Origin of the sequence: Amycolatopsis sp. NPDC004169 (assembly GCF_040610315.1) — a bacterium.
In the GTDB taxonomy this organism is placed as follows: Bacteria; Actinomycetota; Actinomycetes; order Mycobacteriales; family Pseudonocardiaceae; genus Amycolatopsis.
In genome coordinates, this window is the sequence record NZ_JBEXMD010000045.1 from 1 (window position 1) to 24886 (window position 24886).

Genomic DNA, 24886 nt, shown 5'->3' on the forward strand with positions numbered 1-24886 from the left:
GGCCTATCACTTTGAGCCGGGCCCGCAAGCTTGCGTAGTCACCCCACCTCACGCTCTCGGTTGCGGGCCCGGCTCAAAGTGATTTGACGGCCTCAGGCGACGGGATGACCACCTCGCTTCTTTGATTTGCGCGCGTTTGTGGGTGGGACCGCCGTCAACAGCGTGAACAACACTGCTGCCAGCTGGGCCAGCAGGAGGAGATTGCGTTCCGTTCCCGGGTATTCCACCGTCACCTCCGATGGTGACTGCGGTACCGATACCGCCACCTGGTGGCCCCAGGCCGGCACGATCGGGACCGGCTTGCCTCCTACCGATGCCTTCCAGCCCGCCTCCTGCTCTGCCGCCAGTACCAGCAAGCGTCCCGTTGGGCCTTCCGATACCCGTACGCGTACGTCCGGCAGGTCCGCTCGGACCGGGGACACGCCCGGTGCGTTGCCCGGGGCTGGGCCTCCTGTCACCGCTGCTTTTGCCTGCTCCGGGGAGATCAAGATCACCTGGCCTGCCGGGGGCAGGAGCCGGAGCACTCCTCGGCCGTCGGATGTCGGGGCCGCCACCGACAACAGTTCCTTTGCCAGCGGTGGGTACGCCCTCGGGTCCACTCCGGGTGGCAACACGATGAACTGGACGCCCGCGGCCGCTGCAGCCGCCACTGCGCCCTGGACCGCCGGCGCGTCGCCTTGGCCGAGGGCGCGGCGCCACGCCGCCAAGCGGGCCGGGGTGCCCGGTGTCGGGGCCAGCTCGTCGTCGCCGTGGTGTGGGAGGCGGCCGGCTGTCTGGCGGGTTGCGTCCGGGGCCAGGTCGAGCACCGATCGGCCGGATGCCGTCAGCTCGGCCGTGACCTCCGGGGCGAGCGATGGCCGCTCCCCTGCCCGCAGCGGCCCCTGGGCACCCACCACCACCGCGCCCGCCGCCAAGGCCAGGAACACCGCCGCCCCGGCCACCGCCATCACCTTCGGCAGCCACGTCGCCGGGACCGCGGCCGTGCCGCCGCGCTGCCACGATCCCAGCACGACCCACAGCAGCCCGGCGCCGATGATCAGCAGGGGCACGCCCGCGTAGCCGTGCGATGGCGCGCCGCCCTGCATCGGGACCGCCGTCACCACTCGGACCAGTACCAGCCCGCCCGCTCCCAGCGCCGCGAGCGCGAGCCCGCCGGCGGCCGGCTTCGTCGGCCGGACGACCATCGCCACCAGCGCCGCGGCGATCACCGCGACACCGATCGGCCACGCTCCCGGCCCGCCGGGGTCGAGGCCGGCCAGGTCGGTGCCGGACACCGGCGCGGCCGCGCCGCCGAGGCCCTGCACGAGCAGCTCCGGGTGCTTCAGCAGCACGGTCGGCCACGGCAGCAGCAGCGCCAGCGGCAGCAGCACGACGATCCCGACCGACGCGATCCGGCGCGCCAGCCCGGTCGGCGCCGGCAGCACGACGAACCCGATCAGCAGCCCGGCCAGCGCCAGGCCGTGCGCCAGCGGCGAGAACGCGCCGAGCAGCGCCACGCCGAACGCCGACAGCGCGGACACGTGCAGCCAGCGCGTGTCCGCGTGCACGAGCAGCCCGGCGATGCCCGCGGCCACCAGCGGCAGCACCAGGTGCACCACGACGACGTCGAGCCGGCCCTGTGCCACTCCGGCGGTCGCGGCCGGCAGCAGCGCGTACGTCGCGGCGACGACCGCGCGGACCCAGCGGCGCACGCGAAGCCGCCGCGTCGCCGCGTACGCGCTCAGCGCCGCGAGCGGGATGTCGCCGATGAGGAGGATCGCCACCAGCGCGGCGGGGCCGCCGATCGGCGCGAACAGCGCGCCGAGCGTGCCGAGCACCGGCACGGTGGCGGACGCGGGCGCGCCGGTGCCGCCCGCGATCGCGTGCCACGGTGTCAGGTACGACGTCCAGAGCTCCCCCAGGCCGCCGACCGGGAGCAGCTTGCCGCCGAAGAGGTCGAGGCCGAGCCGGGCGCGGTTGACGACCAGGCCGAGCGCGGTCAGCACGACCAGCAGGACCACCGGCGGCGCGAAGATCGTGGCCGCGAGGACCCGGCGGCGGTTCACCTCCACGAAGACGAGTTCCGGCTCTTCGGCCGGAGGGGCCTCGTCCGGGGCGGTGTCGTCGGGCACCGGGGCCGCCGGGGTTTCCGGCAGCGTGACGGCGACGAGCGTGCCCGGGCGGCGCAGCCCGGCCCCGCGCGAGCTGACCCCGCGCAGCGCGCCCGCGGGCAGCGCGTCGGGGCCGACCGGGCGGTTCTCTCGGGCGTCGAGCGCTTCCGGCGTCACCCACGCCGACTCGGTCTCGACGGTCTCGGGCACCCGGCCGAGCGCGACGTCGTTCTCGACGCCGCGGCGCACCAGGCCGACGACCCCGGCGCGGACGGCGTTGCGCAGCCGCGCCCAGCGGCCGGTGAAGAGCCCGCGAACCGTGCCCGGCCGCGGATTCCGCCGCCGGCGGGCCCGCGCGGCGCGCAATCCGCCGCGTCCACTGAGGAGGTACGCGACGGCGGCGAACTCGGCCCGTGCTTCGCCGGTGCGGCGCAGCAGGACGAAGGCGAGCGCGCGCAGCACCGCCAGCAGCGGGAGCCGGATCATGCCGAGCCAGAAGGAAAACGGCGAGCAGTTCACCAGGAACACGCGCAGCCCGTGGGCGCGGTTCGCGGCGGCCGGCGAGCCGGGGAGGGCGTCCGCCGCGCGTTGCCCGGTGGTCACCGCGCGGGCGTGGCGCACCCGCGCGAGCGGCACGGACAGGACCACACCGCCGGCGGCGTTCGCGCGCCAGCCGAAGTCGAGATCCTCGCGCAGCAACGGGAAATCCGGGTCGAAGCCGCCGAGGGCGTCCCAGGCGTCGCGGCGCACGAGCGAGCCGGCGCTGGGCACGGCGAGCACCTCGACCGGGTCTTCGCCGGGCGTGGCGACCTGCTGGCGGTGGCCGGAGGCGTCGGTGGACAGGCCGGCTTCGACGATCAGCCGCGGGTCGGTCCAGTCGAGCCCGAGCGAGCCGAGCACGGTGGCCGACGGTTCCTTCGTCGCCACGGCCAGGAGTTGTTCGAGGCAGTCGGGTTCCGGCGCGCAGTCGTCGTGCAGCAGCCACAGCCAGGAACCGGGGTCGCCCCAGCGCTCGGTGGCGTGCGCGACGGCTTCGGCGACCGCGGCCGCGAAGCCGGTTTCACTCGACAGTGTGATGACCCCGGAGAGCACGGGGGAAGAATCCGGCCCGGGGTCCTCGGCGGCGTCGGCGAGCAGCCGCGGGGTCGCGTCGGTGGAGCCGGTGTCGACGGCGAGCACGTGCCGGGGCCGGACGCTGCTGCGGCGCAACGCGGAAAGCGCCAGCGGCAGCCAGTTTTCGCCGTCGTGACAGACCACAATGGCCAGAACGGGCGCGGTGCGCGAGACGGGGGGCAACGAACGCTCCAGATCAGGCGGTGAGTCGGTCCGGCCACCCTACGGCCCCGCCTCAGCACCCGACGGTGAACCCACGCCGTGTCCACGAAGCGGAATCGCCGGTGATGCAAGCATCACCGGCGATTCGCCCAAAGCCATTACGCGAGTTCACCGCAAACCCGGCCACGCGCCGGGGGTCCGGGGGCTTGCCCCCGGGCGGGGTCTGGGGGTTGCACCCCCAGAAGACACTGAAACGAGCGGTCATGGTCCGCGCGTTCCGCGGACACACCTCTCCCTAGATAGCTCGTTTCTTCAGCTTGCGGCGCTCCCGCTCGGACAGACCGCCCCAGATGCCGAAGCGTTCGTCGTGGGCCAGCGCGTACTCAAGGCACTCGTCCTTGACCTCGCAGCCCAGGCAGATCCGCTTGGCTTCCCTGGTCGAGCCGCCCTTCTCGGGGAAGAACGCCTCCGGGTCCGTCTGCGCGCACAGGGCGCGTTCCTGCCAATCCTGCTCTTCTTCGGTGGCATCGATGAGCTCGGTGAGATCTCCCAGAGCCTGCTCCGGGATCTCGCCCCAACTCATGACGTGCCCCCATTCCTTCCCATCGGCTTCCAACCGCACGTCCGCCTCCTCGCTCCCTAGCACTCCCCAGGCTGGCGGTGGTGAAACGACACTCGCCGTCCCCTCTCGGCGGCGAATGACATCACTGTGATTACACCCGTGTAGTGCGGTCAGGTCAAGCGGAGTAGCGAGTTCGGGGGACGTTCCGGCCCGATCGCGCAAGGGGACACGCCGGTAACTTCACACCGGGCATACGGAAGACTGGAGGACGTGCAGAAGTCAGCAGTGCGCCCCAGCCCGGTCTTCCTCGGCATCCTCGCGCTCACCGTCGCCGGTGGCGCCATGGCCGCGTTCGGTGACATCAACACCGTTTTCGTCCGCGACCGCGACCCGCTGCTCATCGCGGGCGTGGTGATCTTCGTCGCCGCCGGCTGGGTGGCGTCGCTGTCGCTGCACGAGTTCGGGCACGCGATGGTCGCCTACCGCGGCGGTGACTACAGCGTCGCCCACAAGGGTTATCTGACGCTGGACGTCCGGAAGTACACCGATCCGGTGCTGTCGATCATCCTGCCGTTGGTCTTCCTCATCATCGGCGGCATCCCGCTGCCGGGCGGCGCGGTCTGGATCAACCGCGGCGCGCTGCGCTCGCGCGGGACGTCGTCGTGGGTGTCGCTGGCCGGGCCGCTGAGCAACCTCGCGGTCGGAGCGGCGCTGGCGCTGGTGGTGGCGCTGGTCCCGATGGCGGGTGGCCTGGTGATCGCGATGTCCTACCTGGCGCTGCTGCAGGTGGTGACGTTCCTCCTCAACATCCTCCCGATCCCCGGCCTCGACGGCTGGGGCGCGATCGAGCCGTACCTGCCCCCGCAGGCGCGCGAGTTCGGCGCGCGGGTCCGCCCGTGGGCGCCGATCATCCTGTTCGCGCTCCTGTGGTTCTTCCGCCCGGCGAACGCGGCCCTGTGGGACGGCGCCTACGCCATCTTCAACGCCTTCGGCGGGTACGTGGACGGCGCGAAGATCGGCTTCAGCGTGTTCCAGTTCTGGAACTGAGGTTTGGCGGCGGCATCGCGCGGGAATGACCAGCGCGGTGCCGTGGTGAAGGGCGCGCACGCGGTGGGCCACCGCGTGCGCGCTGTCACGTTCAGCGCGCGGCCGTGGCCGGCGGTGCGTGCTCGGTCAGCCAGACGTGGGCGCGCTGCCAGGCTTCCTGCAGTCCCACCCGTTCGCTCAGGTAGCTGCCCGCGACGCCGACGACCGGCACCTTGCCGATCGCGCGGTGCAGCAACCGCCCGCGCGGCCGCTTTTCGAGCGCCTCGGTGAGCTCGCGCAGGCTCCGGCCGAGCCGCCACAGCGTGCCCGCGGCGGCACCGACGGTCGCCTTGCCGTGTTTCCGTTCCGCCGCGGCGAGGTCTTCGGTGAGCCGGGCGGTGGCCCCGGCTTCGGCGGTTTCGTCGCGGCCCGCGGCGAGCCCGGGCGGGATGTCGCGGCCGAACAGCACCCAGGCGATCAGCCGCACGCGGGTGCCGACGTCGGTGACGCCGTACTCCCCGGCGATGGCGCACAGCAGCAGTCCTTGCGACGCCGCGCCGACGGTGTCCTGCACCGGCACCCGGTCGGCGAGCGCGCCCCCGAGGCCGGGCACCGCGGTCAGCACCGCCGCGAAGCGGCCGACACGGTTCATCCACCAGCTCGACCGGTCGTGGCCGCTCATCCGCGCCCACGCGTCCGTGCCGGGCACCTTGACCGACGTCACCCCGTTGACGAGCTTCGCCTTCAGGCCGGACTCGACGCCGGCCAGGCCCTCCGCACCCTGCGCCTGCAGCCCGAACGGATCGGCGTCCCGCAGCGAGTCGAGCACCGGCCCGCAGGCCCGCACGAACGGCCGCAGCACGGCCACGATCTGCCCGTCGGAGATGGTCACGGTTGTCTTCCTCCCGGCCGCCGGAACCGGCGCCGGTGCGCCGGGCGTGGCCAGAGTCGGCACCGCGACCGCCGTTGTTACGCGGCCCGGTGCTCGGTCAGCCAGACGTGGGCGCGCTTCCACACGACGCGCAGCCCCGACCGCTCACCGAGGTAGTCCCCCGCCGCCCCGACCACCGGCAGCATGCCGAGCGCCCGGTGGAAGAGGTTGCCGCGCGGCCGCTTCTCCAGCTCCCCGGTGATCCCGAGCAAGCCCCGGCCGAGCCGCCACAGGGTCCGGCCGGCCGCCTTCACCGTGGCCTTTCCGTGCTTCTTCTCCGACGCCCGCAGTTCCTCGGTCAGTTTCGCCGCTTCATCCGCCTCCGCGGCTTCGTCGTGCTCCGCGTGCCTACCCGCCGCGAGATCCGGGTCGATGTCGCGTTCGAAGAGGACGGACGCGATGAGCCGCACGCGCGTGCCGACGTCGGTCACCCCGTACTCGCCCGCGATCGCGCACAACAGCAGGCCCTGGGAGGCCGCGCCGAGGGTGTCCTGGACCGGCAGGCGGTCGGCCAGTGCGCCGCCGAGGCCCGGGATCGACGTCAGCAGCGCCGTGAAGCGCCCCACGCGGTTCATCCACCAGCTCGACCGGTCGTAGCCGGTCATCCGGGCCCACGCCGCGGTGCCCGGGACCTTGACCGACGTCACCCCGTGGATCAGCTTCGCCTTCAGCCCGGATTCGACCTCGGCCATGTCCTCGGCGGCCCGCGCCTGCAGGCCGAACGGGTCGGACTCGCGCAGCGCGTCCAGCATCGGCCCGCACGCACGCACGAACGGCCGCAGCACCGCCACGACCTGCCGGTCGGAGATCGCCTCAGCCACGTTCCGGTCCCCTTCCCGCCGTCCGGCGCGGTGCGCCGCCCAGCACCATCGCGCCCGGCAGCGCGCTCGCGCCGAGCAACAGCAACGCCCGCCAGTCCTGGATCAGCACCAGGTCACCGCCCGGGCCCAGCAGGCCGACCCCGAACACGACGAGCACCCACACGGCGAGGGGTACCCAGGAAAGCGCGGGCCGCACCAGCTTCGCCGTCGTCCACACCAGCCACGGCGTGGTGACGGCGCCCACCAGTACCGTCACCGGCACCGGGACCACGCCGATCCGCAGCGGCAGGAAGAACAGCTCGAGCAGGGCGAACAGCACCGTGTCGGCGACGAACAGCGCGAGCAGCAGCCGTTGCTCGAGTGTCAGCCGCTCCGCCACCGTCACAGCCCGCCGAACAGGTCGTCCGCCGCGCCCTCGGCCGGGCCGTGGGCCAGCACGAAGCAGTCCTTCGCGGGGATCGGCTGGGCGATCTCGTTGGTCAGCGCGAAGTACGGGACGGCGCCGTCGACCACGGCCAGCTGCGTCGCGTGCGCGCGCAGGGCCGCCAGCTTCGCCGGGACGTACGCGGTGACGTCGACCACGGTGGTGATCTCCTCGTCGGACGTCGCGGGGAGCTCGTCGTCGTCCGGGACGCGGTAGCGGGCCTCTCCGGCACGCAGCGCGGCCAGCCCGGCACGGACCGCACTCCGCGACGTCACCGTGTGGAACACCCGCTGGACCGACCCGGCGCCGGCGGCGGCCGCCATCGTGATGTCGTGGGCGCGGATGTGGTCGGGGTGGCCGTAGCCGCCGAAGGCGTCGTAGGTGACGACGACCTGGGGCCGGACCTCGTCGAGGACCTCCGCCAGCTGCGCGGCCTGCTCCTCGGCGCTGCCACCGGTGAACGCCCGCGGGTGCGACGCCGACGGCGTGCCCGCCATGCCCGAGTCCCGCCACCGGCCGATCCCGCCCAGGAAACGGTGCCGCGAAACCCCCAGCGCGGCGCAGGCGGCCTCCAGCTCGGCGACGCGGTAGCCGCCCAGCTGGTCGGCGGCCCAGGCGCCCAGCCCGGCCAGCTCCGGCAGGCCGGCCATGATCTCGCCCTCTTCGCCGAGTGTGCAGGTCACCACGGTCACGTCGGCGCCCTCGGCGGCGTATCGTGCGATCGAGGCGCCGGTGGTGATGCTTTCGTCGTCGGGATGGGCGTGGACGAACAGCAGCCGTCGGGATACCGGGGAGATCACGGGTTGAGCGTAATTCCCGTGCTCCGACCTTCGTCGGGGACACCCTCGGTTATCCTCGCGCGAGTCGCGACCGCCGCGTCGCGACCGTCTGTACCCCCACGAAGGGCATCTTGGTGAGCACTGAAGCAACTTCGGCGGACGTCGCCGGCGTGTCCGGGTCCGTTCTGTCGATCTCGGACCTCAGCGTGTCGTTCCAGACCGAGGACGGCGTCGTCGACGCCGTCAAGGGCATCGGGTTCGACGTGCAGCCCGGCGAGATCGTGGCCGTGGTCGGGGAGTCCGGGTCCGGCAAGTCCGTCACGTCGATGTCGGTGCTGGGCCTGCTGCCCAAGACCAGCCGGATCGCCGGTGAGCTGCGCCTCGGCGAGCGCAACCTGGCGGATCTCAAAGAGAAGGACATGCAGAAGATCCGCGGCAACCAGGTCGCGATGATCTTCCAGGAGCCGATGACGGCGCTGAACCCGGTCTACACGGTCGGGTGGCAGCTGCGCGAGGCCCTGCGTTCGCACCTCGACATCGCCAAGGACGCCGCGGACAAGCGGGCGGTCGAGCTGCTCGACATGGTCGGCATCCCGAACCCCGACCAGCGGTTCAAGCAGTACCCGCACCAGCTCTCGGGCGGTCTGCGCCAGCGCGTCGTCATCGCCATGGCGATCGCGTGCGACCCGAAGGTGATCATCGCCGACGAGCCGACCACGGCGCTCGACGTCACGGTCCAGGCCGAGATCCTGGGCCTGCTGCGCAAGCTGCGGGACACCCTCGACACGGCGATCGTGCTGATCACCCACGACATGGGCGTCGTCGCCGACATGGCCGACCGCGTGATCGTGATGTACCAGGGCGAGATCGTCGAAGAGGCGCCGGTGCGCGAGCTGTTCGCGTCGCCGAAGGAGGACTACACCCGGCGGCTGCTGGCCGCGGTGCCGGTCCTGGGGCAGCGTCCCGAGGGCCGCCGCCTGCTCGACGACACCGGGATCGCCACCGACAGCACCGAGGCGGCCAAGATCGCCGAGGAGATCCGGCTGGCCGACGCCGAGCTGGAGGCCGTGATCGAGGAGGCCGCGCCGGCCCTGGAGATCAAGAACCTGGTGCTCGAGTACCCCGGCCGCCGCGGCCAGGGCAAGAACCGCGCGGTCGACGACGTCTCGCTGACCATCGCCAAGGGTGAGATCGTCGGCCTGGTCGGCGAGTCCGGTTCGGGCAAGTCGACGGTCGGCCGCTGCGCGATCCGCCTGCTCGACCCGACCGAGGGCACGGTGTCCATCGCGGGCAAGGACATCACGAAGATGTCGGCGAAGGAGCTTCGCCCGCTTCGCCGGTACTTCTCGATCGTGTTCCAGGACCCGGCGTCGACGCTGGACCCGAAGATGACGATCGGCGAGTCGATCGCCGAGCCGATGGTGCTGCACAAGGTGCTGTCCGGCAAGGAGCTGTCGGCCCGGGTGCGTTCGCTGCTCGACAAGGTCGAGCTGGGCGGGCACTACATGAACCGCTACCCGCACGAGCTGTCCGGCGGCCAGCGCCAGCGCGTCGCGATCGCCCGCGCGCTGTCCCTCGACCCGGCGCTGCTGATCGCGGACGAGCCGACGTCGGCGCTGGACGTGTCGGTGCAGGCCCGCGTGCTGGACCTGTTCCTCGACCTGCAGCAGTCGCTGCAGTTCGCGTGCCTGTTCATCAGCCACGACCTGGCGGTGGTCGACCTGCTGGCCGACCGCGTCGCGGTGATGCAGCACGGCAAGCTGGTCGAGGTCGGCACGCGTGACCAGGTGCTGCACTCGCCGCAGCAGGAGTACACGAAGCGCCTGCTGTCGGCGGCGCCGGTCGCGGACCCGGTGCTGCAGGCCGAGCGCCGCGCGGCCTGGGAGGCCGGCAAGCTGGCTCCCGTCGCCGACTGACCTACGGACGCTGAAGGGCCCCACCCGAAATGCCGGGTGGGGCCCTTCGCTGTGCCAGGGTGTTCAGCTCCCGGCGACGAGGGCGCGGAACGCCTCGAGGTCACCGATGACCTCTTCGGCACGGTCTCGCCGGCGGTACAGGCCGTAGTAGCGGGCACCGATCACGTCGGGGTCGGCAACCTCGTCGCCGGGAATGACACCGGACGCGATCGTCACCGTTGCCACGTGGATCCCCTGCGGTCGCAGTTCGGCGTGCAGGGCGTGCGCCCAGTTGCGCAAGCCCGCCATGGCCAGGCCCACGTTGGCCAGGAACGGCGCGGCGATCGTGGAGGACACGCCCGTGGTCAGCAGCAGTGTCCCCTCGCCGCGGGCACGCATGCCCGGCAACACCTGTCCCACGGCCGTCACCGCACCCAGCACGTGCAGCTCGAACTGCTCGATGGCGGACGCGACCGTGGTCTGCGCGGCGTGGGTGATCGCGCCGGTCGGGCTGGGGCTGTACTCCAGCACATCGACGGGCCCCAGCGCCTGCCGGGCCGCGGCGAGGGCCTCGGTCAGCGCGGCACGATCACGGATGTCGGCAGGAAACGCCGCAGCGGTCACCCCGAGTTCGGCCAGCTCGCCGACCAGACCGTCGAGCGTGTCCTTGTTCCGGGCGATCAGCCCGACCTGGAAGCCCTGCCGGCCGAACGCGCGGGCCACGCCCATCCCCAGACCAGGTCCGGCACCGACGACGACAAGGGTCTTCGCCACCCCAGCTCCCCTCCGGCCACGCGGTCCCCAGCCCACCGCGAGTGGTTACTCTTTGTTCGCAGCACCATGATTTGTCACTAGGCTGTCGCCGGCAAGACGGCACATTCATGTCGGTGACGCACACGGAGGTAACCCTTTGGCGACAGGCGCCGACAGTCCCGAGGCGTGCCGGGAGGTGCTGCAGATCCTCGCCCTGATCGGCGACAAGTGGACGATCCTGGTCATCGGGCAGCTGCGCGACCGGACACTGCGCTTCAGCGAACTGCACCGCGCGGTCACCGGCATCTCCCAGCGCATGCTCACCTTGACCCTGCGGCAGCTCGAACGCGACGGCCTGCTCGTCCGCACCGTGTACCCCAGCGTGCCCCCGCGCGTCGAGTACACCCTCACCCCGCTGGGCACCACCCTGCTGGACGCCGCCACGGCCCTCAGCGAATGGGCCAGCACGCACCGCCACGAGATCCACGACAACCGGCACCGCTACGACACCAGCCGCTCGCCCGGGTGATCAGGCGGGCATCTCAGCCGACGCGGATGCGGGGGTCCAGGATGCCGTACAGGAGGTCGGCGACCAGGTTCGCGATCACCACGCTCGCCGCGATCACCACCAGCCAGCCCATCAGGACCTGGGGGTCGTTCTTGTTCACCGCCTCCACCAGCAGGGTGCCCATGCCGTGCCAGTTGAACACCGTCTCGGTGATGATCGCGCCCGTCACGGTGGCGCCGAAGTTGACCGAAAACAACGTCATCACCGGGATCAGCGCGTTGCGGAACGCGTGCCGCCAGATCACGCGGCTGTTCGACACGCCCTTGGCGCGCGCTGTCCGCACGAAGTCGGCACCGAGGACCTCCAGCATCGACGCGCGCTGGAACCGGCTGTACGCGGCGAACGTGATCGCCATGATCGACAGCGTCGGCAGCAGGAACGCGCCGACGTACTTCGCGAGGGCGTCACCCACTCCGGTGGCCGAAGGCTCTCCGGGCTCGTCGTGCGCAGCCACGGGTCACCCAGGACGTCGGACAGGCCCAGGTCGCGGACCCAGCCGTTGGCGCGGATCGCGTAACCCTTGAGGACGATCGCCACGCAGAAGATCGGCATCGAGAACATCAGGAACGCCAGCGTCGTCGCCAGGTAGTCCCAGATCGAGTACTGCTTCACCGCCGCCAGGACACCGACCAGGACGCCGAAGACCAGTGCCAGCACCGACGCGGTCAGCACCAGCTCCAGCGTCACCTTGAACGCGGCCATCACCTTCGGCTGGACCGGGGTGAAGGCGTTGCCCTGCGCGATCGAGATGCCCCAGTCGCCGGTCAGGAAGTGGCCGAGCCAGCTGAAGTAGCGGGCGATGACGCTCTGGTCCAGGCCCAGCTTGTGCTCGGTGTCGGCGATCGCCGAGGCGCTGATGCCCGGCTTGCTGCGCAGTTCGCCCAGCGGGTCGCCGGTGTTGGCCACCATCACGAAGCAGAGGAACGTGCCCACCAGCAGGACCGGGACGGAGATGGCCAGCCGTCGGAACACGTAGAGCACGAGATTCATCCGAAACCCCCAGGTCCGGCGATCCGCGCGGGAAAACGGACGCGGGGGTGACCGGATCCGGTCACCCCCGCGTCGCGCGTTCAGGCCTTCATTCTCCGCTGGCGCGGGTCGAAGGCGTCGCGAAGACCGTCACCGATGAAGTTGATCGTCAGTGAAATCAGCACGAGCACGACGAACGGACCGAAGAACAGCGCCGGCCGGGTCTGCAGCTGGGCGTAGTTCTCCAGGATGACGCGGCCGAGCGAGGTGTCCGGCAGCTGGACGCCCAGTCCGATGAACGACAGCGCGGCTTCCGCCAGCACGGCCTGCGCGACCGCGAGGGTCGCGTTGACCGTGATGCTGCCGACCATGTTCGGCACCAGGTGCTTGAAGATGATCCGGAACGTTCCCGCACCCGAGGCACGGGCGGCGTCGACGAACTCGCGCTGGGACAGCGACATCGCCTCGGCGCGGGTGTTCCGGGCGATCTGCATCCAGCCGAACGCCGCCAGCACCAGCGCGACGATGTACCACGAACCGCCGCCGAACACCTTGGCGAGGATGGCCGCCGCGGCGATCTGCGGGATGATCAGGAACAGGTCCGTCACCCGGGAGATCGCCGAGTCGGAGAACCCGCGCAGGTAGCCGGCGACCGCGCCGAACACGACACCGATCACGGTGGCCAGGATCGACACCGTGAGGGCGATGAGGAGCGAGTACTGCGTGCCGCGCAGCACCTGCGCGACCATGTCCTTGCCGACCTGCGTGGTCCCGAGCGGGAACTCGCCGCTGGGCTTGGCGAACGACGGGAACGAGCTGTCCTGGTAGCTGTGCTTCCAGAAGATCGGCATCAGGATGCTGATCAGCACGATCAGGAGCAGCACGGCCGTGGAGGCCATCGCCAGCTTGTGGTGCAGGAACTTCCGCAGCACCAGCTTGCCCTGGCTCCGCGGCTCGGGCAGCGCCTCCGGGGGAAGCGTGCCTTCGGCGGCAGCGGTTTCGCTCGCGAGAAGAGAGTTCAAGTCAGCCAACGCGAATCCTCGGGTCCAGGATGCCGTACATCAGGTCGGCGATCAGGTTGGCGACGATGACACTGCTGGCGATCACCACGAGCCAACCCATCATCACCTGAGTGTCGTTCTTGGTGACGGCTTCCACCAGCAATGTGCCCATACCGTGCCAGTTGAAGACCGTCTCGGTGATGATCGCGCCGGCGAGCACCGAGCCGAAGTTGACCGAGAACAGCGTCGACACCGGGATCAGCGCGTTGCGGAACGCGTGCCGGAAGATGACCCGGCCGTTGCCGAGGCCCTTGGCGCGCGCGGTGCGCACGTAGTCCGAGCCCATCACCTCGAGCATCGAGGCGCGCTGGAACCGGCTGTACGCGGCGAAGCTGATCGCCATGATCGACAGCGTCGGCAGCAGGTACGCGCCGATGGTGCTGGTGATGAAGTCGCCGATGCCGTCGGTCCGCAGCTGCTCCGGGCTGGTCGTGCGCAGCCACGGGTTGCCGAGGACGTCCGACAGGCCGAGGTCGCGCACCCAGCCGTTGATCTCGATCGCGTAGCGCTTCAGCACGATCGCGACGCAGAAGATCGGCATCGAGAAGAGCAGGAAGGCGAGGGTGGTCGCGATGTAGTCGATGATCGAGTACTGCTTCACCGCGGCCAGCACGCCGACGATGATGCCGATGAGCAGCGCGAGGATCTCGGCGCCGACGACCAGCTTGAGGGTGACGCCGAAAGCGGCCATGACCTTGGGGGCGACCGGCGCGAGGGCGTTGCCCTGCGCGATGGAGATGCCCCAGTTCCCGCTCAGGAAGTCGCCGAGCCACGTGAAGTAGCGGGGGACGATGCCCTGGTCGAGACCGAGCTTGGCGGCCGTGGCGGCCAGCGCTTCCTTGCTGATGGTCGGGTTCTGCCGCAGCTCGCCCAGCGGGTCACCGGTGCCGGCGACCATCACGAAACACAGAAAAGTCCCGACCAGCAGGACGGGAATCGATATCGCCAGACGGCGAAGGATGTAGATCACCAGGTTCAACGAACTGCTCCTCATCCGGGCCTGGTCGTCAGAAGTGCGCTGGACCGCTACCCGGTTGTCTACCGTAGTGGCGGTAACCCTACGGTCAACAGCTACTTCCGGTGGGTACCGGGGCCCGGCTCGTGGCCGGACCCCGGTACCTCCCAGGTCATCTGGAGCGAGGGGAAAGAAGAGGCGGGGCGAGCCCTACTTCTTCTGCTCCCACTCGCCGACGTTCCACAGAACACCGTCGTACGACTGCATGTAGACGCGGTCGATGCCCTTGAACGCCCACATGCTCGGCGTCTGGAACAGCGGCAGGGTCGCGTAGTCGTCGGCGATGGCCTTGTCGGCCTCCTGGTACTTCTGCAGCTTGACCTGCTCGTCGGTCGCCTTCACCGCAGCGTTGTAGGCGTCGTCGATCTTCGGGTCGCACAGAGCCTGGTAGTTCTGCTCACCACCCTTGTCCGGGCAGACGTAGATCGACTTCGACTCCGCCTTGAACGGCTGGGCCGACCAGCCGAACAGCGCCACGTCGTAGTCACCGGTCGAGACGCGGCCACCCTTGAGGAAGTTGGCGTCGGTCTCGTCCTTGACCTCGATGCCGGCCGCCTTGGCCTGCGAGATGATGATCTCGACGGTCTGGCTGCGGCGGGCGTTCTGGTTGTGTGTGATCTTGAACGAGGCACGCACGCCGTTCTTGGCGAAGATGCCGTCGGCGCCCTTGGTCCAGCCGGCGTCGGTCAGCGTCTTGGCCGCCGCTTCGGCGCCCAGGCCGGCCTTGCTGCTGTACAGGTCGGTGTAACCGGGCTCACCCTGGAAGAACACCACGCTGTTCAGCGGCTCCGCGTCCGCCTGGACCTCCTTGAGCAGCTTGTCCGTGATCTCCTTGCGGTTGACCGACTCGAGGAACGCCTTGCGGAGGTCCTTGTCGGCGAACATGCGCTTGAAGTTCAGGTCGAGGTGCTCGTAGGTCAGCTGCGAGGCCGAACCGTAGGTCACGCCCTGCGCCGCGAGGCCCTTCATCGTCTGGGCCGCGGTGGCGTCCGGCTGGGTCGACGCGGCAACGTCGATCTCACCGTTCTGCAGCGCGGTCGCCATCGCCTTGGTGTCTTCCATGGCGCGGACGATGATCTTCGACGGGCCACCCTTGCCGCCGGCCCACATGGGGTTCTTCTCGAGGGTGACGGCCTTCTGGTTGGCGTCGAACGCGGTGATCTTGTACGGGCCGGAAGCGGGCATGATGTCCGCCTTGAAGCCCTTCCACTCGTTCGACCAGAAGTCACCGGCGGCCTTGATCTGGGCCGGGTCGCCGGTCGGGGCGAGCTTGGTGATGTCGGCGATGCCGGTCTTGGACTCGAGGACGTGCGCGGGCAGGATCGACGGCGCGTTGAACAGGCCCTTGTAGTCCAGGTAGGGCTCGCTGTAGTCCGTGACGAAGGTCAGCGGGTCCTTGCAGGTCGCCTTGTTGATCAGCGAGTAGCCGGTGGTCGAGGCCGAGTTGAACGGGTTCTTGCCGTCCGGGCCCTTGGCCAGGCCGCTCTGCGACAGCCACGCCAGGTACAGGTCCTTGCAGTCGTAGGCCTGACCGTCCGACCACTTGATGTTCGGCTTGATCTTGTACGTGACCTGCTGCGGCTCCTTCTGCGTGACGTCCCACGACTCGAAGATGTCGTTGTTCAGCAGGATCTTGTTGTTGCCGTCGAGCTTCAACGTGCCGGAGAGCACCGCGGCCAGCACGTAGTTGTTGTACGAGCTGTTGGTGTCCGGGGTCTGGTTGTTGTACCCCGAGTACCCGTCGTCGATACCGATCGTGACCGTGCCGTCGTACCCCGGGGTGTCCGCGAGCTTGAACAGGTCGCCGGTCTCGGCCTTGCCGACAGCCATCGCCTTGACGTCGGTCGACGATCCGTTCTTGTCGGTGTTGCCCGAACCCGAATCACCACCGCTGCAGGCGCTCAGCAACAGCGAAGCGCCGGCGACGAGCGACAAAGCGGAGACTGCTTTGGATCTCCTCATGAAGTGTGCCCTCCTAGCACTGAGCCCTTGAATATCGGGACAAGGGCCCACACCGCTCCGGTTGGATGGGCCGGAGCCTACGACACGCCAAGCGACACTCAACTGGCGCACTGCGGGAGCACGCTAGAAAGGAAAAGCACCGACAGTCACCAGTTCCGGGTCGATCGTGACCAAAGGGTGACTTCCAGTCGACATCCAGAAATACGACGGTTACCTCATGGATTCACAACGTCCCACTCGAAGGCGTTGGTAAAGATCACCCGGTAGTACTGAATGCGTAGCCAACCGATTACTTCGGGCCGCGAGTCCAGTTCACCGCCGACCCGAACGGGCCCACCATGGGGGGACCGGGGGTGACGCCCGAGATGCCCGATCCGATCGCCAGGGTGTCAGCCAATTGGAACAACGGAATCACCACGTTCTGGCGCCAAAGTTCAGGCTCAAGAGTGGTGAGCGCCTCGCCGATCGGGGTCGATCCGGACAGCGCCGCCTCGATCGACGGCTGCAGCGCCGGGTCGCAGAACCCGGCCGCGTTGCCCGGCACGACGGGCTTGGTCTTGTCCACCCCGGCGGCCGTCTGCTCCGGGCGGCAGCCGAAGGTCGACGCGAGCACCGACGCGGCGTCGCCGCCGACCGCCTGCGGGACGACCGCGATGTCGACCCCGACGTTGCCCGCCGAATCGCCGGTCGGCTGCTGGACGCCGCCGACGACCGGCATCGCCAGCAGGCCGCTGAACAGGTCACGCGGTTGCGGCGTGATCGCGTTGACCTCGATGCCCTGCGCGGCGAGTTCGCCGGTGAGCTCCTTGGCGATAGTCGCGTACGGCTCCTGGGCCAGCGGCGAGGCGATGACCAGCGAGAGCGCCTTGCCGTTCTTGCGCCAGGTGCCCGCGGTCTTCGTGTAGCCGGCCGCCTTCAGCGACTGCTCGGCCTTGGCGACGTCGGGCGCGGTGGGCGGGCCGGGCGGGATGGTCGCCGCGTAGCCCTTCACCGACGGCGCGGTCACCTGGGCGTCGGCGTGCAGGGCCGACGACGGGCCGCCGTTGACGCCCTCGGTGATCAGCTTGGCGCGGTCGATCAGCGCGGCCACGCCCGCGCGGACCTGGGCGTCCTGCAGGGTCGCGCTGACCGGGCGCAGCAGCACGTCGGCCACCACCGGCCGGGCCACCGTGTGCAGCTTGACGGCCGGGCCGAGCTCGCCGAGCAGCTTGAGCTCGTCGCCGCTCGCGCGGGCCAGCGCGAACTGGTCGTTGCCGCTGCGCAGCGCGGCCAGCAGCGTGTTCTGGTCCGAGCGGCGCAGCACGATCCGGTCGATCGCGGCCGGCTTCTCCCAGTAGCGCTCGTTGCGCTCGAGGATCACCTCGCCGCGGGCGGTGTCCAGGCTCTTGATCGAGAACGGGCCGGCGACGGCCGGGAAGTTCGACGCGAGCGCCCCGCGCCAGCCGTCGGGCGCGTCCTTGAGCAGGTGGGCGGGCAGCAGGTCGGAGAACAGCGTCTGCCAGCCCGGGTAGGGCTTGGCGAAGGTGACCTCGACGCGCTTGCCGCCTTCACGGGACTGCAGGTCGGTGATCTGCCGGTAGCCGGCGGGCCCGATCACGCCGGGCTGGTCCCGCAGCTGGGTGCGCAGGTAGTCGAAGTCCTCGGCGGCGATCGGCGCGCCGTCGGACCAGGACGCGTCCGGCCGGATCTCGTAGGCCACCACGAACGGCTGCTGCGAGATCACCTCGGCGGACTTCATCAGGTTCTTGTCCAGCTGGGTGGTGCCGTCGTCCTTCTGGCGGAAGACCGACGGCAGCAGCAGCTGCGAGAGCGCGGACGTGACCTGGGACGAGTCCGCGAGGTTGTGCGGGTTGTACCCGCCGAGCACGTCGTCGACGCCGACGACGATCTGCGACGGTGTCTTGCCGGTGGTGGACACGGGCGCGACCGACGAGGAGACGACCGGGGGTGGCGGGGTGTTGGAGCAGGCGGTGAGCAGCACGGCCGCGAGTGCCAGTACCGGCACCGCCTTGCGATTCACCCGCACGCCCCGTTCCTCCCAGTTTCGCCCCGATCGGGTCAGCCATGCTCCCACGACCGCCTTCGCCGCCGGAACCGAGATTCCCATACCCGGATCGGGCCGCCCCGCCGCCCCAAGGTGGCGCTACCGGAAAGGACGCGCGGCACGCCGTCCGGGTTCCCGGACCGTTCCGGAACGGCGGAACGAACACGGGCCGGACACGAATGCGGTTCACACCGGTGGCCGGCGCCAGGTGATGAAGCCGTCGCGACCCCTATAAAGATATAAGGAGAAGAACGCGGCAATTCCTGACGCTGGGTTCGCACCGGCCGACCCAGCGTAGGGTAACGGGCACGAAAAAACCTCCCGGTGCGCGGCACCGGGAGGTTTTTCGAGGCGAATCAGCCGTTGTCGCGGCTCTTGGCGCGCGAACGCTCCTTCGCGCGGGTGTTCACGTCCAGGGTGACCTTGCGGACCCGGACGACCTCGGGCGCGACCTCGACGCACTCGTCGACCGAGCAGAATTCCAGGGCCTCTTCCAGGCCCATCTTGCGCGGCCGGGCCAGCGTCTCCATCACGTCGGCGGAGGACTGACGCATGTTGGTCAGCTTCTTCTCCTTGGTGATGTTGATGTCGAGGTCCTCGAAGCGCGGGTTCTCACCCACGACCATGCCCTCGTAGACGTCCGCGCCCGGCTCCACGAAGAACGTGCCGCGGTCGGCCAGCTGGATCATCGCGTACGCGGTGACCGGGCCCGACCGGTCGGCGACCAGGGAGCCGCTGTGCCGGGTGCGAATCTCGCCCGCCCACGGGAAGTAGCCCTCGAACACGTGGTTCGCGATGCCGGTGCCGCGGGTCTCGGTGAGGAAGTCGGTGCGGAAGCTGATCAGGCCGCGCGACGGGAGCACGTACTCCAGCTTGATCCGGCCGGTGCCGTTGCCGCTCATGTCCTCCATGCGGCCCTTGCGGGCGGCCAGGAGCTGGGTGATCGCGCCGAGGTGCTCCTCCGGCGAGTCGATGTAGAGGCGCTCGAACGGCTCGTGCAGCTTGCCGTCGATCGTGCGCAGGACCACCTGCGGCTTGCCGACGGTCAGCTCGAAGCCTTCGCGGCGCATCTGCTCGACCAGGATGGCCAGCGCCAGCTCGCCACGGCCCTGGACCTCCCAGGTGTCCGGGCGCTCGGTCGGCAGGACGCGGATCGAGACGTTACCGATCAGCTCCTGGTCGAGGCGGGCCTTGACCAGCCGCGCGGTGACCTTGTCGCCGCCGTTGCGCCCGGCCAGCGGCGAGGTGTTGACGCCGATGGTCATCGAGATCGCGGGCTCGTCGACGGTGATCCGGGGCAGCGCGACCGGGTTGTCGGAATCGGCGAGCGTGTCGCCGATGGTGATGTCCGGGATGCCCGCGATCGCGACGAGCTCGCCCGCGCTGGCCTCGGTCGCCGGGACGCGGGTGAGCGCCTCGGTGACCAGCAGCTCGGAGATGCGCACGTTCTGCGTGGTGCCGTCCGCGCGCATCCAGGCCACGGTCTGGCCCTTGCGCAGCTTGCCGGCGTGGATGCGGATCAGCGCGATGCGGCCCAGGAAGTTGGACGCGTCGAGGTTGGTGACCAGCGCCTGCAGCGGCGCGTCGAGGTCGGCGGCGGGCGGCGGCACGTGGCGCAGCAGCGTGTCGAACAGCGGGTCGAGGTTTTCGCTCTCCGGGACTTCGCCGTCGGCGGGCTGCTCCAGGCTCGCCTTGCCGGCGCGCGCGGAGGCGTAGACGACCGGGAGGTCGAGGATCGCGTCGTGGTCGGCGTCCTCGATGTCGCTGGCCAGCTCGAGCAGCAGGTCGTGGGTCTCCTCGACGACCTCGGCGATCCGGGCGTCCGGCCGGTCGGTCTTGTTGACCAGCAGGATCACCGGCAGGCCGGCTTCGAGGGTCTTGCGGAGCACGAACCGGGTCTGCGGGAGCGGGCCCTCGGACGCGTCGACCAGCAGGACGACGCCGTCGACCATGGCCAGGCCGCGCTCGACCTCGCCGCCGAAGTCGGCGTGGCCGGGGGTGTCGATGACGTTGATCGTCACCTGGCCCTCGGGCGTCTGGCGGTGGATCGAGGTGTTCTTCGCGAGGATCGTGATGCCCTTTTCGCGCTCCAGCTCCCCGGAGTCCATCACGCGGTCGACGACCTCGGCACGCTCCGCGAAGGCGCCGGACTGGCGCAGCATCGCGTCGACGAGGGTGGTCTTGCCGTGGTCGACGTGGGCTACGATCGCGACATTGCGCAGGTCGGGCCGGGTCTTACCGGTCGGCCGGCCGGTTTCGACGGTAGCGCTGGCTGCGGGCACGCGAGAACTCCTGAACTTCAAGGGTTGGATGGCCGCGCAGCCGTTCAGGCATCCCGTGACCGGCTCTGGTCACACGCGGACCTCACCCAGGATACCTGCCACCCCGCTGTGAGCGGCCCCACGCCCCCCTCTCGGTTAGGCTGACCTAACGTGGAAACCCGGTGAAGGTCGCCGATCCGGAAGGTGCGTGCGCGTGGGCAAGAAGCCGAAAGACCCGCGGAAGGTCGTGCGCAAGCTCATGAAGGCCGGCAAGGTCAAGAAGAAGTGCTGCCGGTCGAAGCCGCGCTGCAAGAAGTGCCCGGTATTGGCTCTGAAGAAGGCGAAGGAAGACCTGGCCGCCTAATGCGGTACCGCCTCGTTGAGCAAGCGCAGCTCCGGGGCGGTCTTGGTCGGCGAGAACTCGATCACCTCGTACTGCGCCAGGTGCTGCACGCAGAAGGGGTCGGACGCCAGGATCGCGTCCAGCTTCCCGCGGGACATCGGCCGCGTGATGATCACGCCGCCGGTGCGCGGGTTCCGCCGTCCCGACGCCAGGAAGTGGCCGTGCTCGTACTGCTTGTTCAGCCACTCGGCGTGGTCCGGGAGCGCGTAGTCGATCTCCTCGATCGGTGCTGTGTAGTTCAACAGGACGACATACATGGTTAGACGGTAGACCCGCACGCCACTTCGCGCCTATGCTCGCCGTATGCGCGTGCAGACGTCCTGGTGGCCGCCCTCGGCGGCCGTCCCAGTCCTGCGCTGATCACCAGCGGCCGCCCCGGACGGGCGGCCTTTTTCATGCCTTCTCCGGGGTGGTCCCACCTCGGAAGGAAAAGCCATGAGCAAGCTGTCCGGCATCACCCCGTCCGGCCACGTCCACCTCGGCAACCACCTCGGGGCCGTGCGCCGCTGGGCGCGCGAAGGCGGCGCGGACGACCTGTACTTCGTCGCCGACCTGCACGGCATGACGACGCCGCACAACCCGGCGAAACTCCGGTCACTGGCGCGTGAACAGCTGGCGGTGCTGATCGCCGCCGGCATCGATCCCGAGCGGGTGTTCGTCCAGTCCGACCTGGCCCGCGAGCTGGGCGCGCTGACCTGGGTCCTGGAGTGCACCTGCAACTACGGCGAGGCCGCGCGGATGATCCAGTTCAAGGAGAAATCGAAAGGTCAGGCCGGGGTGCGGCTGTCGCTGCTGACGTACCCGGCGCTGATGGCGGCGGACATCCTGCTGCAGGGCGCGGACGAGGTGCCGGTCGGCGAGGACCAGCGCCAGCACGTCGAGCTGACGCGCACGCTGGCCAAGCGCTTCAACGGCACGTACGGCGACGTGTTCACCATCCCGCGCGCGGTGCTGCCGCCGTCGGGCGCGCGGGTGAAGGACCTGGCCGACCCGACGCGCAAGATGTCGAAGTCGGCGCGGGACGCGGTGGGCGTGGTGTTCGTGCTGGAGGAGCCGGACCAGATCCGCCGCAAGATCCGCCGCGCGGTCACCGACGGCGGCTCGGTGCCGGTCCACGCCCCGGAGACCCGGCCGGGGATCTCGAACCTGCTGGAGATCCTGGCCGCCTGCCGGGGCGGGTCCCCGGCCGAGCTCGCCGACGAGTTCGGCTCCTACGGCGCGGTGAAGGACGCCGTCGCCGACGCGGTGATCGAGGAGCTGCGGCCGTTGCGTGAACGGGCGTCGGCGCTGCTCGACGACGTCTCGGAGCTGGACCGGGTGCGGAAAGCGGGTGCCGAGCGCGCCCGCGAGCGCGGGTCGCACCGGCTCGACGCGGCGCTGCGGATGATCGGGGCTAACTGAGCAGCGCGCGGAAGGCAGGCAGCAGGATCCGGTCGGCGGGCAGCCAGTCGACGTCGTCGAGGTCGTCGGGCCCGAGCCAGCGCAAGGCTCGGTGCTCGACGGCCCGCGGCTCTTCCCCCGGCGAGACGAGTGTCGCGGCGTAGATCCGGAGGACCTTCCCGCCGGGCAGCGGGACGTCCTCCCCCACCCGGTCGCCGACCTCGACGACGACGTCGAGCTCCTCGCTGCACTCGCGGGCCAGCGCGAACGCCTCGGACTCCCCGTCTTCGACCCGGCCGCCGGGCAGTTCCCACTGCCCGGCGTGCTTCGGCGGCCAGGCCCGCTGCTGGGCCAGCAGCTTCCCGTCCCGCACCAGGGCGGCTCCCACGATCACAGCGTTCACAGTCCCGGAACTTACCCGGAAGCCCCCACCCCGGCCGCACAGCGAGATCCCCCTCCAATCACGCGAGATCCTCCGCCAATCACGCGAGACACGCCCCCGATCACGCGAGACACGGCTTCGATCACGCGATCCGACCCTCCAGCTACGCGAACCGACCCGTTGGGTACGCCAACCGACCGTTCCGTCACGCCTCCCGGCCCGCGGCCGCGCGCCAGACGACCACGAACCGGGCCCCGCCGTCCGGCGACTCGCCCGCCTGGACCCGCCCGCCCCGGCGCCGGACCGTCTCGGCCACCATCGCCAGCCCCAGACCCGTGCCGCCCGAGGACCGGGCCCGGTCGTCCGCGATCCGGTAGAACCGGTCGAACACCTTCTCGCGGTGCTCCGGCGCGATCCCCGGCCCGTCGTCGTCGACCACGACCCGCACCGACGACCGCGACGCCAGCACCGACACCACGATCTGCCCGCGCGCGTAGCGGCACGCGTTGCGCAGCAGGTTGTCCAGCACCAGCTCCACCTCCGCGTGCGCGGAAGACGCCCACGCCTGCGCGACCGCCGTGCTCACCCGGGTCTCCGGCGCCCCGGCCGGCAGCCGGGCCACCGCCGAACGCACCTCGCTCACCAGCTCGACCGGTGACGACGGCGGCACCTCCCCCGCGTCGGACCTGGCCAGCGACAGCAGCCCGTCCAGCAGCGACGACAGCCGCTCGGCCTCCGTCAGGATGTCCGACAGCGTCTCCTGCGCCAGCTCCGGATCCGGGTTGGCCACCGCCACCTCGGCCTGCACCCGGATCGACGCCACCGGCGACCGCAGCTCGTGCGCCGCGTCGCCGGTGAACCGCCGGAGGCGCTCGGCCGCCTGCTCCTGCCGTTCCAGCAGCGCGTTGAACTCCTCCGCCAGCGCCCGCAGCTCGTCGTGCGAGTCCGGCAGCGCCAGCCGCGCCCCCGGCGGCAGCGACCGCACCGAACCACGCATCCGCGCGACCGGCCGCAGCGACAGGCGCACCACCAGCCACGTCGCGAACCCCGCGACCAGCGCACCGACCGTGGCGACGACCACCAGCCACACGCCGCCGTAGTGCACCGCGGCGGCGAACCCGACCAGGCCGGCCCCGGCGACGACCAGCCGCTGCGACCCGTCCGGCGCGCTGACGACCGTGCCGAGGTACCGCGCGCCGTCGCGCTGCACCGGCTGTCCCGCCTTGAGCGTCGACACGTCGGAAGGCGCGAGCCCGGTCGGGGTGCCGCCGTCCACCGGCGTGCCCGCGATGTCGAGCACCCGCAGCGTCACCGGCGCGGCACCGGACAGCGCGCGCCCGGCGCTCACCTCGGCGCCCGCCGGGCCGAGCGCGGCGGAGAGCTCGCGGTCGACCGAGCCGATGAGCAGCGGCGAGAGGTTCGACGCGGCCAGCGTCGCGAGCCCGAGCAGGCAGGCCAGGGTGATCGTCGCGGCCAGCACGGTGATCCGGGCCTGCAGGGACCGGCCCCGCCACCAGGAGATCACGGGGTGATGACCTCGTCGAGCTGCGCGTCGGACGCCAGGTAGCCGTGCCCCCGCACGGTCCGCAGCAGGGCACCCGCGCCGACGGCGTCGAGCTTGCGGCGCACGTACCCGACGTAGACCTCGACGAGGTTGCGCGTCACGGCCTGTTCCTCGCCCCAGACCGCGCGCAGCAGCTCGTCCTTCGTGACGACCGTGCCCGCCCGGCCGACGAGCACCTCCAGCAGCGCGAACTCCCGCGGGCTCAGCCCCACCTCTTCGTCGTGCCAGTGCACCTGCCGCAGGCCGCGGTCGACGGCCAGCGCGCCGAGCCGCAGCGTCCCGCGGCCTGCCTCCGGCCCGGCCCGGCGCAGCACCGCGCGGACCTGCGCGACCAGCACCACGAACGAGAACGGCTTGACGAGGTAGCCGTCGGCACCGAGGTCGAGGCCGTCGGCCTGGTCGATCTCGCCGTCCTTGGCCGAGACGAGCAGCACCGGCGTGGTGACGCCGTCCTTGCGCAGCCGCTCCAGCACGCGGTAGCCGGACAGGCCCGGCAGCATGATGTCGAGGAGGATGACGTCGAACGAGCCCGTGCTCGCCAGCTGCAGGCCGGTGGGCCCGTCCGCGGCGGTGACCACGTCCATGTCCTCCGCGCGCAGCCCGCGCTGCAGGGCCTTCCGCACGCCCGGTTCGTCGTCGACCACCAGCACCCGAGGTTTCACGAGACTCATCATGGCCGGTTTCCGCAGGTCGTGCGTCAGCTCTCAGCACGATCTCAGTG

21 protein-coding genes and 1 pseudogene are annotated in these 24886 nt (G+C 70.6%); 5 read left to right on the forward strand and 17 right to left on the reverse strand.

Going from position 1 to position 24886, the window contains the following annotated elements:
* Window positions 1-92: 92 nt before the first annotated feature.
* Entirely contained in the window at window positions 93-3398 is a 3306-nt protein-coding gene (locus ABZX11_RS39540) for a glycosyltransferase family 2 protein (protein ID WP_354923446.1), read from the reverse strand.
* A 262-nt stretch (window positions 3399-3660) separates the two neighbouring features.
* Window positions 3661-3948: a WhiB family transcriptional regulator gene (locus tag ABZX11_RS39545; protein ID WP_167379630.1), complete on the reverse strand. Its 288-nt coding sequence runs from the start codon at window positions 3946-3948 to the stop codon at window positions 3661-3663.
* A 264-nt stretch (window positions 3949-4212) separates the two neighbouring features.
* On the opposite strand from ABZX11_RS39545, the gene ABZX11_RS39550 reads away from it, so the two are divergent.
* Window positions 4213-4974 carry a site-2 protease family protein gene (locus ABZX11_RS39550; RefSeq protein WP_176178162.1) on the forward strand — a complete coding sequence of 254 codons (762 nt, stop codon included), beginning with the start codon at window positions 4213-4215 and terminating at the stop codon, window positions 4972-4974.
* Window positions 4975-5065: 91 nt separating this feature from the next.
* On the opposite strand, the gene ABZX11_RS39555 is transcribed toward ABZX11_RS39550, so the two are convergent.
* The 4 genes from ABZX11_RS39555 to mshB form a co-directional block, all read right to left on the reverse strand.
* Entirely contained in the window at window positions 5066-5845 is a 780-nt protein-coding gene (locus ABZX11_RS39555; RefSeq protein WP_354923317.1) for a hypothetical protein, read from the reverse strand.
* A gap of 77 nt (window positions 5846-5922) precedes the next feature.
* Window positions 5923-6705 carry a hypothetical protein gene (locus ABZX11_RS39560; RefSeq protein WP_354923320.1) on the reverse strand — a complete coding sequence of 261 codons (783 nt, stop codon included), beginning with the start codon at window positions 6703-6705 and terminating at the stop codon, window positions 5923-5925.
* Window positions 6698-7090, reverse strand: coding sequence for a hypothetical protein (locus ABZX11_RS39565; RefSeq protein WP_354923323.1), 393 nt, complete (start codon window positions 7088-7090; stop codon window positions 6698-6700). The genes ABZX11_RS39560 and ABZX11_RS39565 overlap by 8 nt, the downstream gene beginning before the upstream one ends.
* Window positions 7087-7929, reverse strand: a complete 843-nt coding sequence (gene mshB, locus ABZX11_RS39570) for an N-acetyl-1-D-myo-inositol-2-amino-2-deoxy-alpha-D-glucopyranoside deacetylase (protein ID WP_354923326.1) — start codon at window positions 7927-7929, stop codon at window positions 7087-7089. Before mshB ends, ABZX11_RS39565 begins: the two co-directional genes overlap by 4 nt.
* Before the next feature lie 113 nt (window positions 7930-8042).
* On the opposite strand from mshB, the gene ABZX11_RS39575 reads away from it, so the two are divergent.
* The gene (locus ABZX11_RS39575) at window positions 8043-9824 is read left to right on the forward strand and encodes an ABC transporter ATP-binding protein (protein WP_176174992.1); all 1782 of its coding nucleotides are present in this window, start codon (window positions 8043-8045) and stop codon (window positions 9822-9824) included.
* A 63-nt stretch (window positions 9825-9887) separates the two neighbouring features.
* On the opposite strand, the gene ABZX11_RS39580 is transcribed toward ABZX11_RS39575, so the two are convergent.
* Window positions 9888-10577, reverse strand: a complete 690-nt coding sequence (locus ABZX11_RS39580; protein ID WP_354923330.1) for an SDR family NAD(P)-dependent oxidoreductase — start codon at window positions 10575-10577, stop codon at window positions 9888-9890.
* A gap of 136 nt (window positions 10578-10713) precedes the next feature.
* Between ABZX11_RS39580 and ABZX11_RS39585 the strand changes: the two genes are divergently transcribed.
* The gene (locus ABZX11_RS39585) at window positions 10714-11085 is read left to right on the forward strand and encodes a helix-turn-helix domain-containing protein (protein ID WP_176174990.1); all 372 of its coding nucleotides are present in this window, start codon (window positions 10714-10716) and stop codon (window positions 11083-11085) included.
* Window positions 11086-11098: 13 nt separating this feature from the next.
* On the opposite strand, the pseudogene ABZX11_RS39590 reads toward ABZX11_RS39585, so the two are convergent.
* The 6 genes and pseudogenes from ABZX11_RS39590 to typA all read right to left on the reverse strand — a co-directional run bounded on the left by ABZX11_RS39590 (window position 11099) and on the right by typA (window position 20457).
* Window positions 11099-12114, reverse strand: a pseudogene (locus ABZX11_RS39590) (ABC transporter permease).
* 80 nt (window positions 12115-12194) lie between these two features.
* The gene (locus ABZX11_RS39595) at window positions 12195-13124 is read right to left on the reverse strand and encodes an ABC transporter permease (protein WP_354923333.1); all 930 of its coding nucleotides are present in this window, start codon (window positions 13122-13124) and stop codon (window positions 12195-12197) included.
* The gene (locus ABZX11_RS39600) at window positions 13117-14133 is read right to left on the reverse strand and encodes an ABC transporter permease (RefSeq protein WP_176174987.1); all 1017 of its coding nucleotides are present in this window, start codon (window positions 14131-14133) and stop codon (window positions 13117-13119) included. Before ABZX11_RS39600 ends, ABZX11_RS39595 begins: the two co-directional genes overlap by 8 nt.
* Window positions 14134-14319: 186 nt before the next feature.
* A complete protein-coding gene (locus tag ABZX11_RS39605; RefSeq protein WP_176174986.1) occupies window positions 14320-16131 on the reverse strand; it encodes an ABC transporter family substrate-binding protein in 1812 nt (603 codons plus the stop codon).
* Between the two features lie 289 nt (window positions 16132-16420).
* Window positions 16421-18157, reverse strand: a complete 1737-nt coding sequence (locus ABZX11_RS39610) for an ABC transporter family substrate-binding protein (RefSeq protein ID WP_354923337.1) — start codon at window positions 18155-18157, stop codon at window positions 16421-16423.
* A 374-nt stretch (window positions 18158-18531) separates the two neighbouring features.
* Complete coding sequence (gene typA / locus ABZX11_RS39615) at window positions 18532-20457, reverse strand: translational GTPase TypA (RefSeq protein ID WP_176174984.1); 1926 nt, start codon at window positions 20455-20457, stop codon at window positions 18532-18534.
* Between the two features lie 193 nt (window positions 20458-20650).
* Here typA and ABZX11_RS39620 point away from each other — a divergent pair, with 193 nt between their 5' ends.
* Complete coding sequence (locus ABZX11_RS39620; RefSeq protein WP_003090169.1) at window positions 20651-20800, forward strand: hypothetical protein; 150 nt, start codon at window positions 20651-20653, stop codon at window positions 20798-20800.
* On the opposite strand, the gene ABZX11_RS39625 is transcribed toward ABZX11_RS39620, so the two are convergent.
* Window positions 20797-21096, reverse strand: coding sequence for a YciI family protein (locus ABZX11_RS39625; RefSeq protein ID WP_176174983.1), 300 nt, complete (start codon window positions 21094-21096; stop codon window positions 20797-20799). The genes ABZX11_RS39620 and ABZX11_RS39625 overlap by 4 nt on opposite strands.
* Before the next feature lie 178 nt (window positions 21097-21274).
* Here ABZX11_RS39625 and trpS point away from each other — a divergent pair, with 178 nt between their 5' ends.
* Window positions 21275-22240 carry a tryptophan--tRNA ligase gene (gene trpS, locus ABZX11_RS39630; protein WP_176174982.1) on the forward strand — a complete coding sequence of 322 codons (966 nt, stop codon included), beginning with the start codon at window positions 21275-21277 and terminating at the stop codon, window positions 22238-22240.
* Here trpS and ABZX11_RS39635 read toward each other — a convergent pair.
* The 3 genes from ABZX11_RS39635 to ABZX11_RS39645 all read right to left on the reverse strand — a co-directional run bounded on the left by ABZX11_RS39635 (window position 22233) and on the right by ABZX11_RS39645 (window position 24839).
* Window positions 22233-22622 (reverse strand): NUDIX domain-containing protein, encoded by a 390-nt coding sequence (locus ABZX11_RS39635; protein ID WP_176174981.1) that lies wholly within the window; start codon window positions 22620-22622, stop codon window positions 22233-22235. The two genes, trpS and ABZX11_RS39635, sit on opposite strands and share 8 nt — an antisense overlap.
* A 184-nt stretch (window positions 22623-22806) precedes the next feature.
* Window positions 22807-24126: an ATP-binding protein gene (locus tag ABZX11_RS39640; protein ID WP_354923342.1), complete on the reverse strand. Its 1320-nt coding sequence runs from the start codon at window positions 24124-24126 to the stop codon at window positions 22807-22809.
* Complete coding sequence (locus ABZX11_RS39645) at window positions 24123-24839, reverse strand: response regulator transcription factor (protein WP_167455136.1); 717 nt, start codon at window positions 24837-24839, stop codon at window positions 24123-24125. Before ABZX11_RS39645 ends, ABZX11_RS39640 begins: the two co-directional genes overlap by 4 nt.
* Window positions 24840-24886 lie beyond the last annotated feature (47 nt).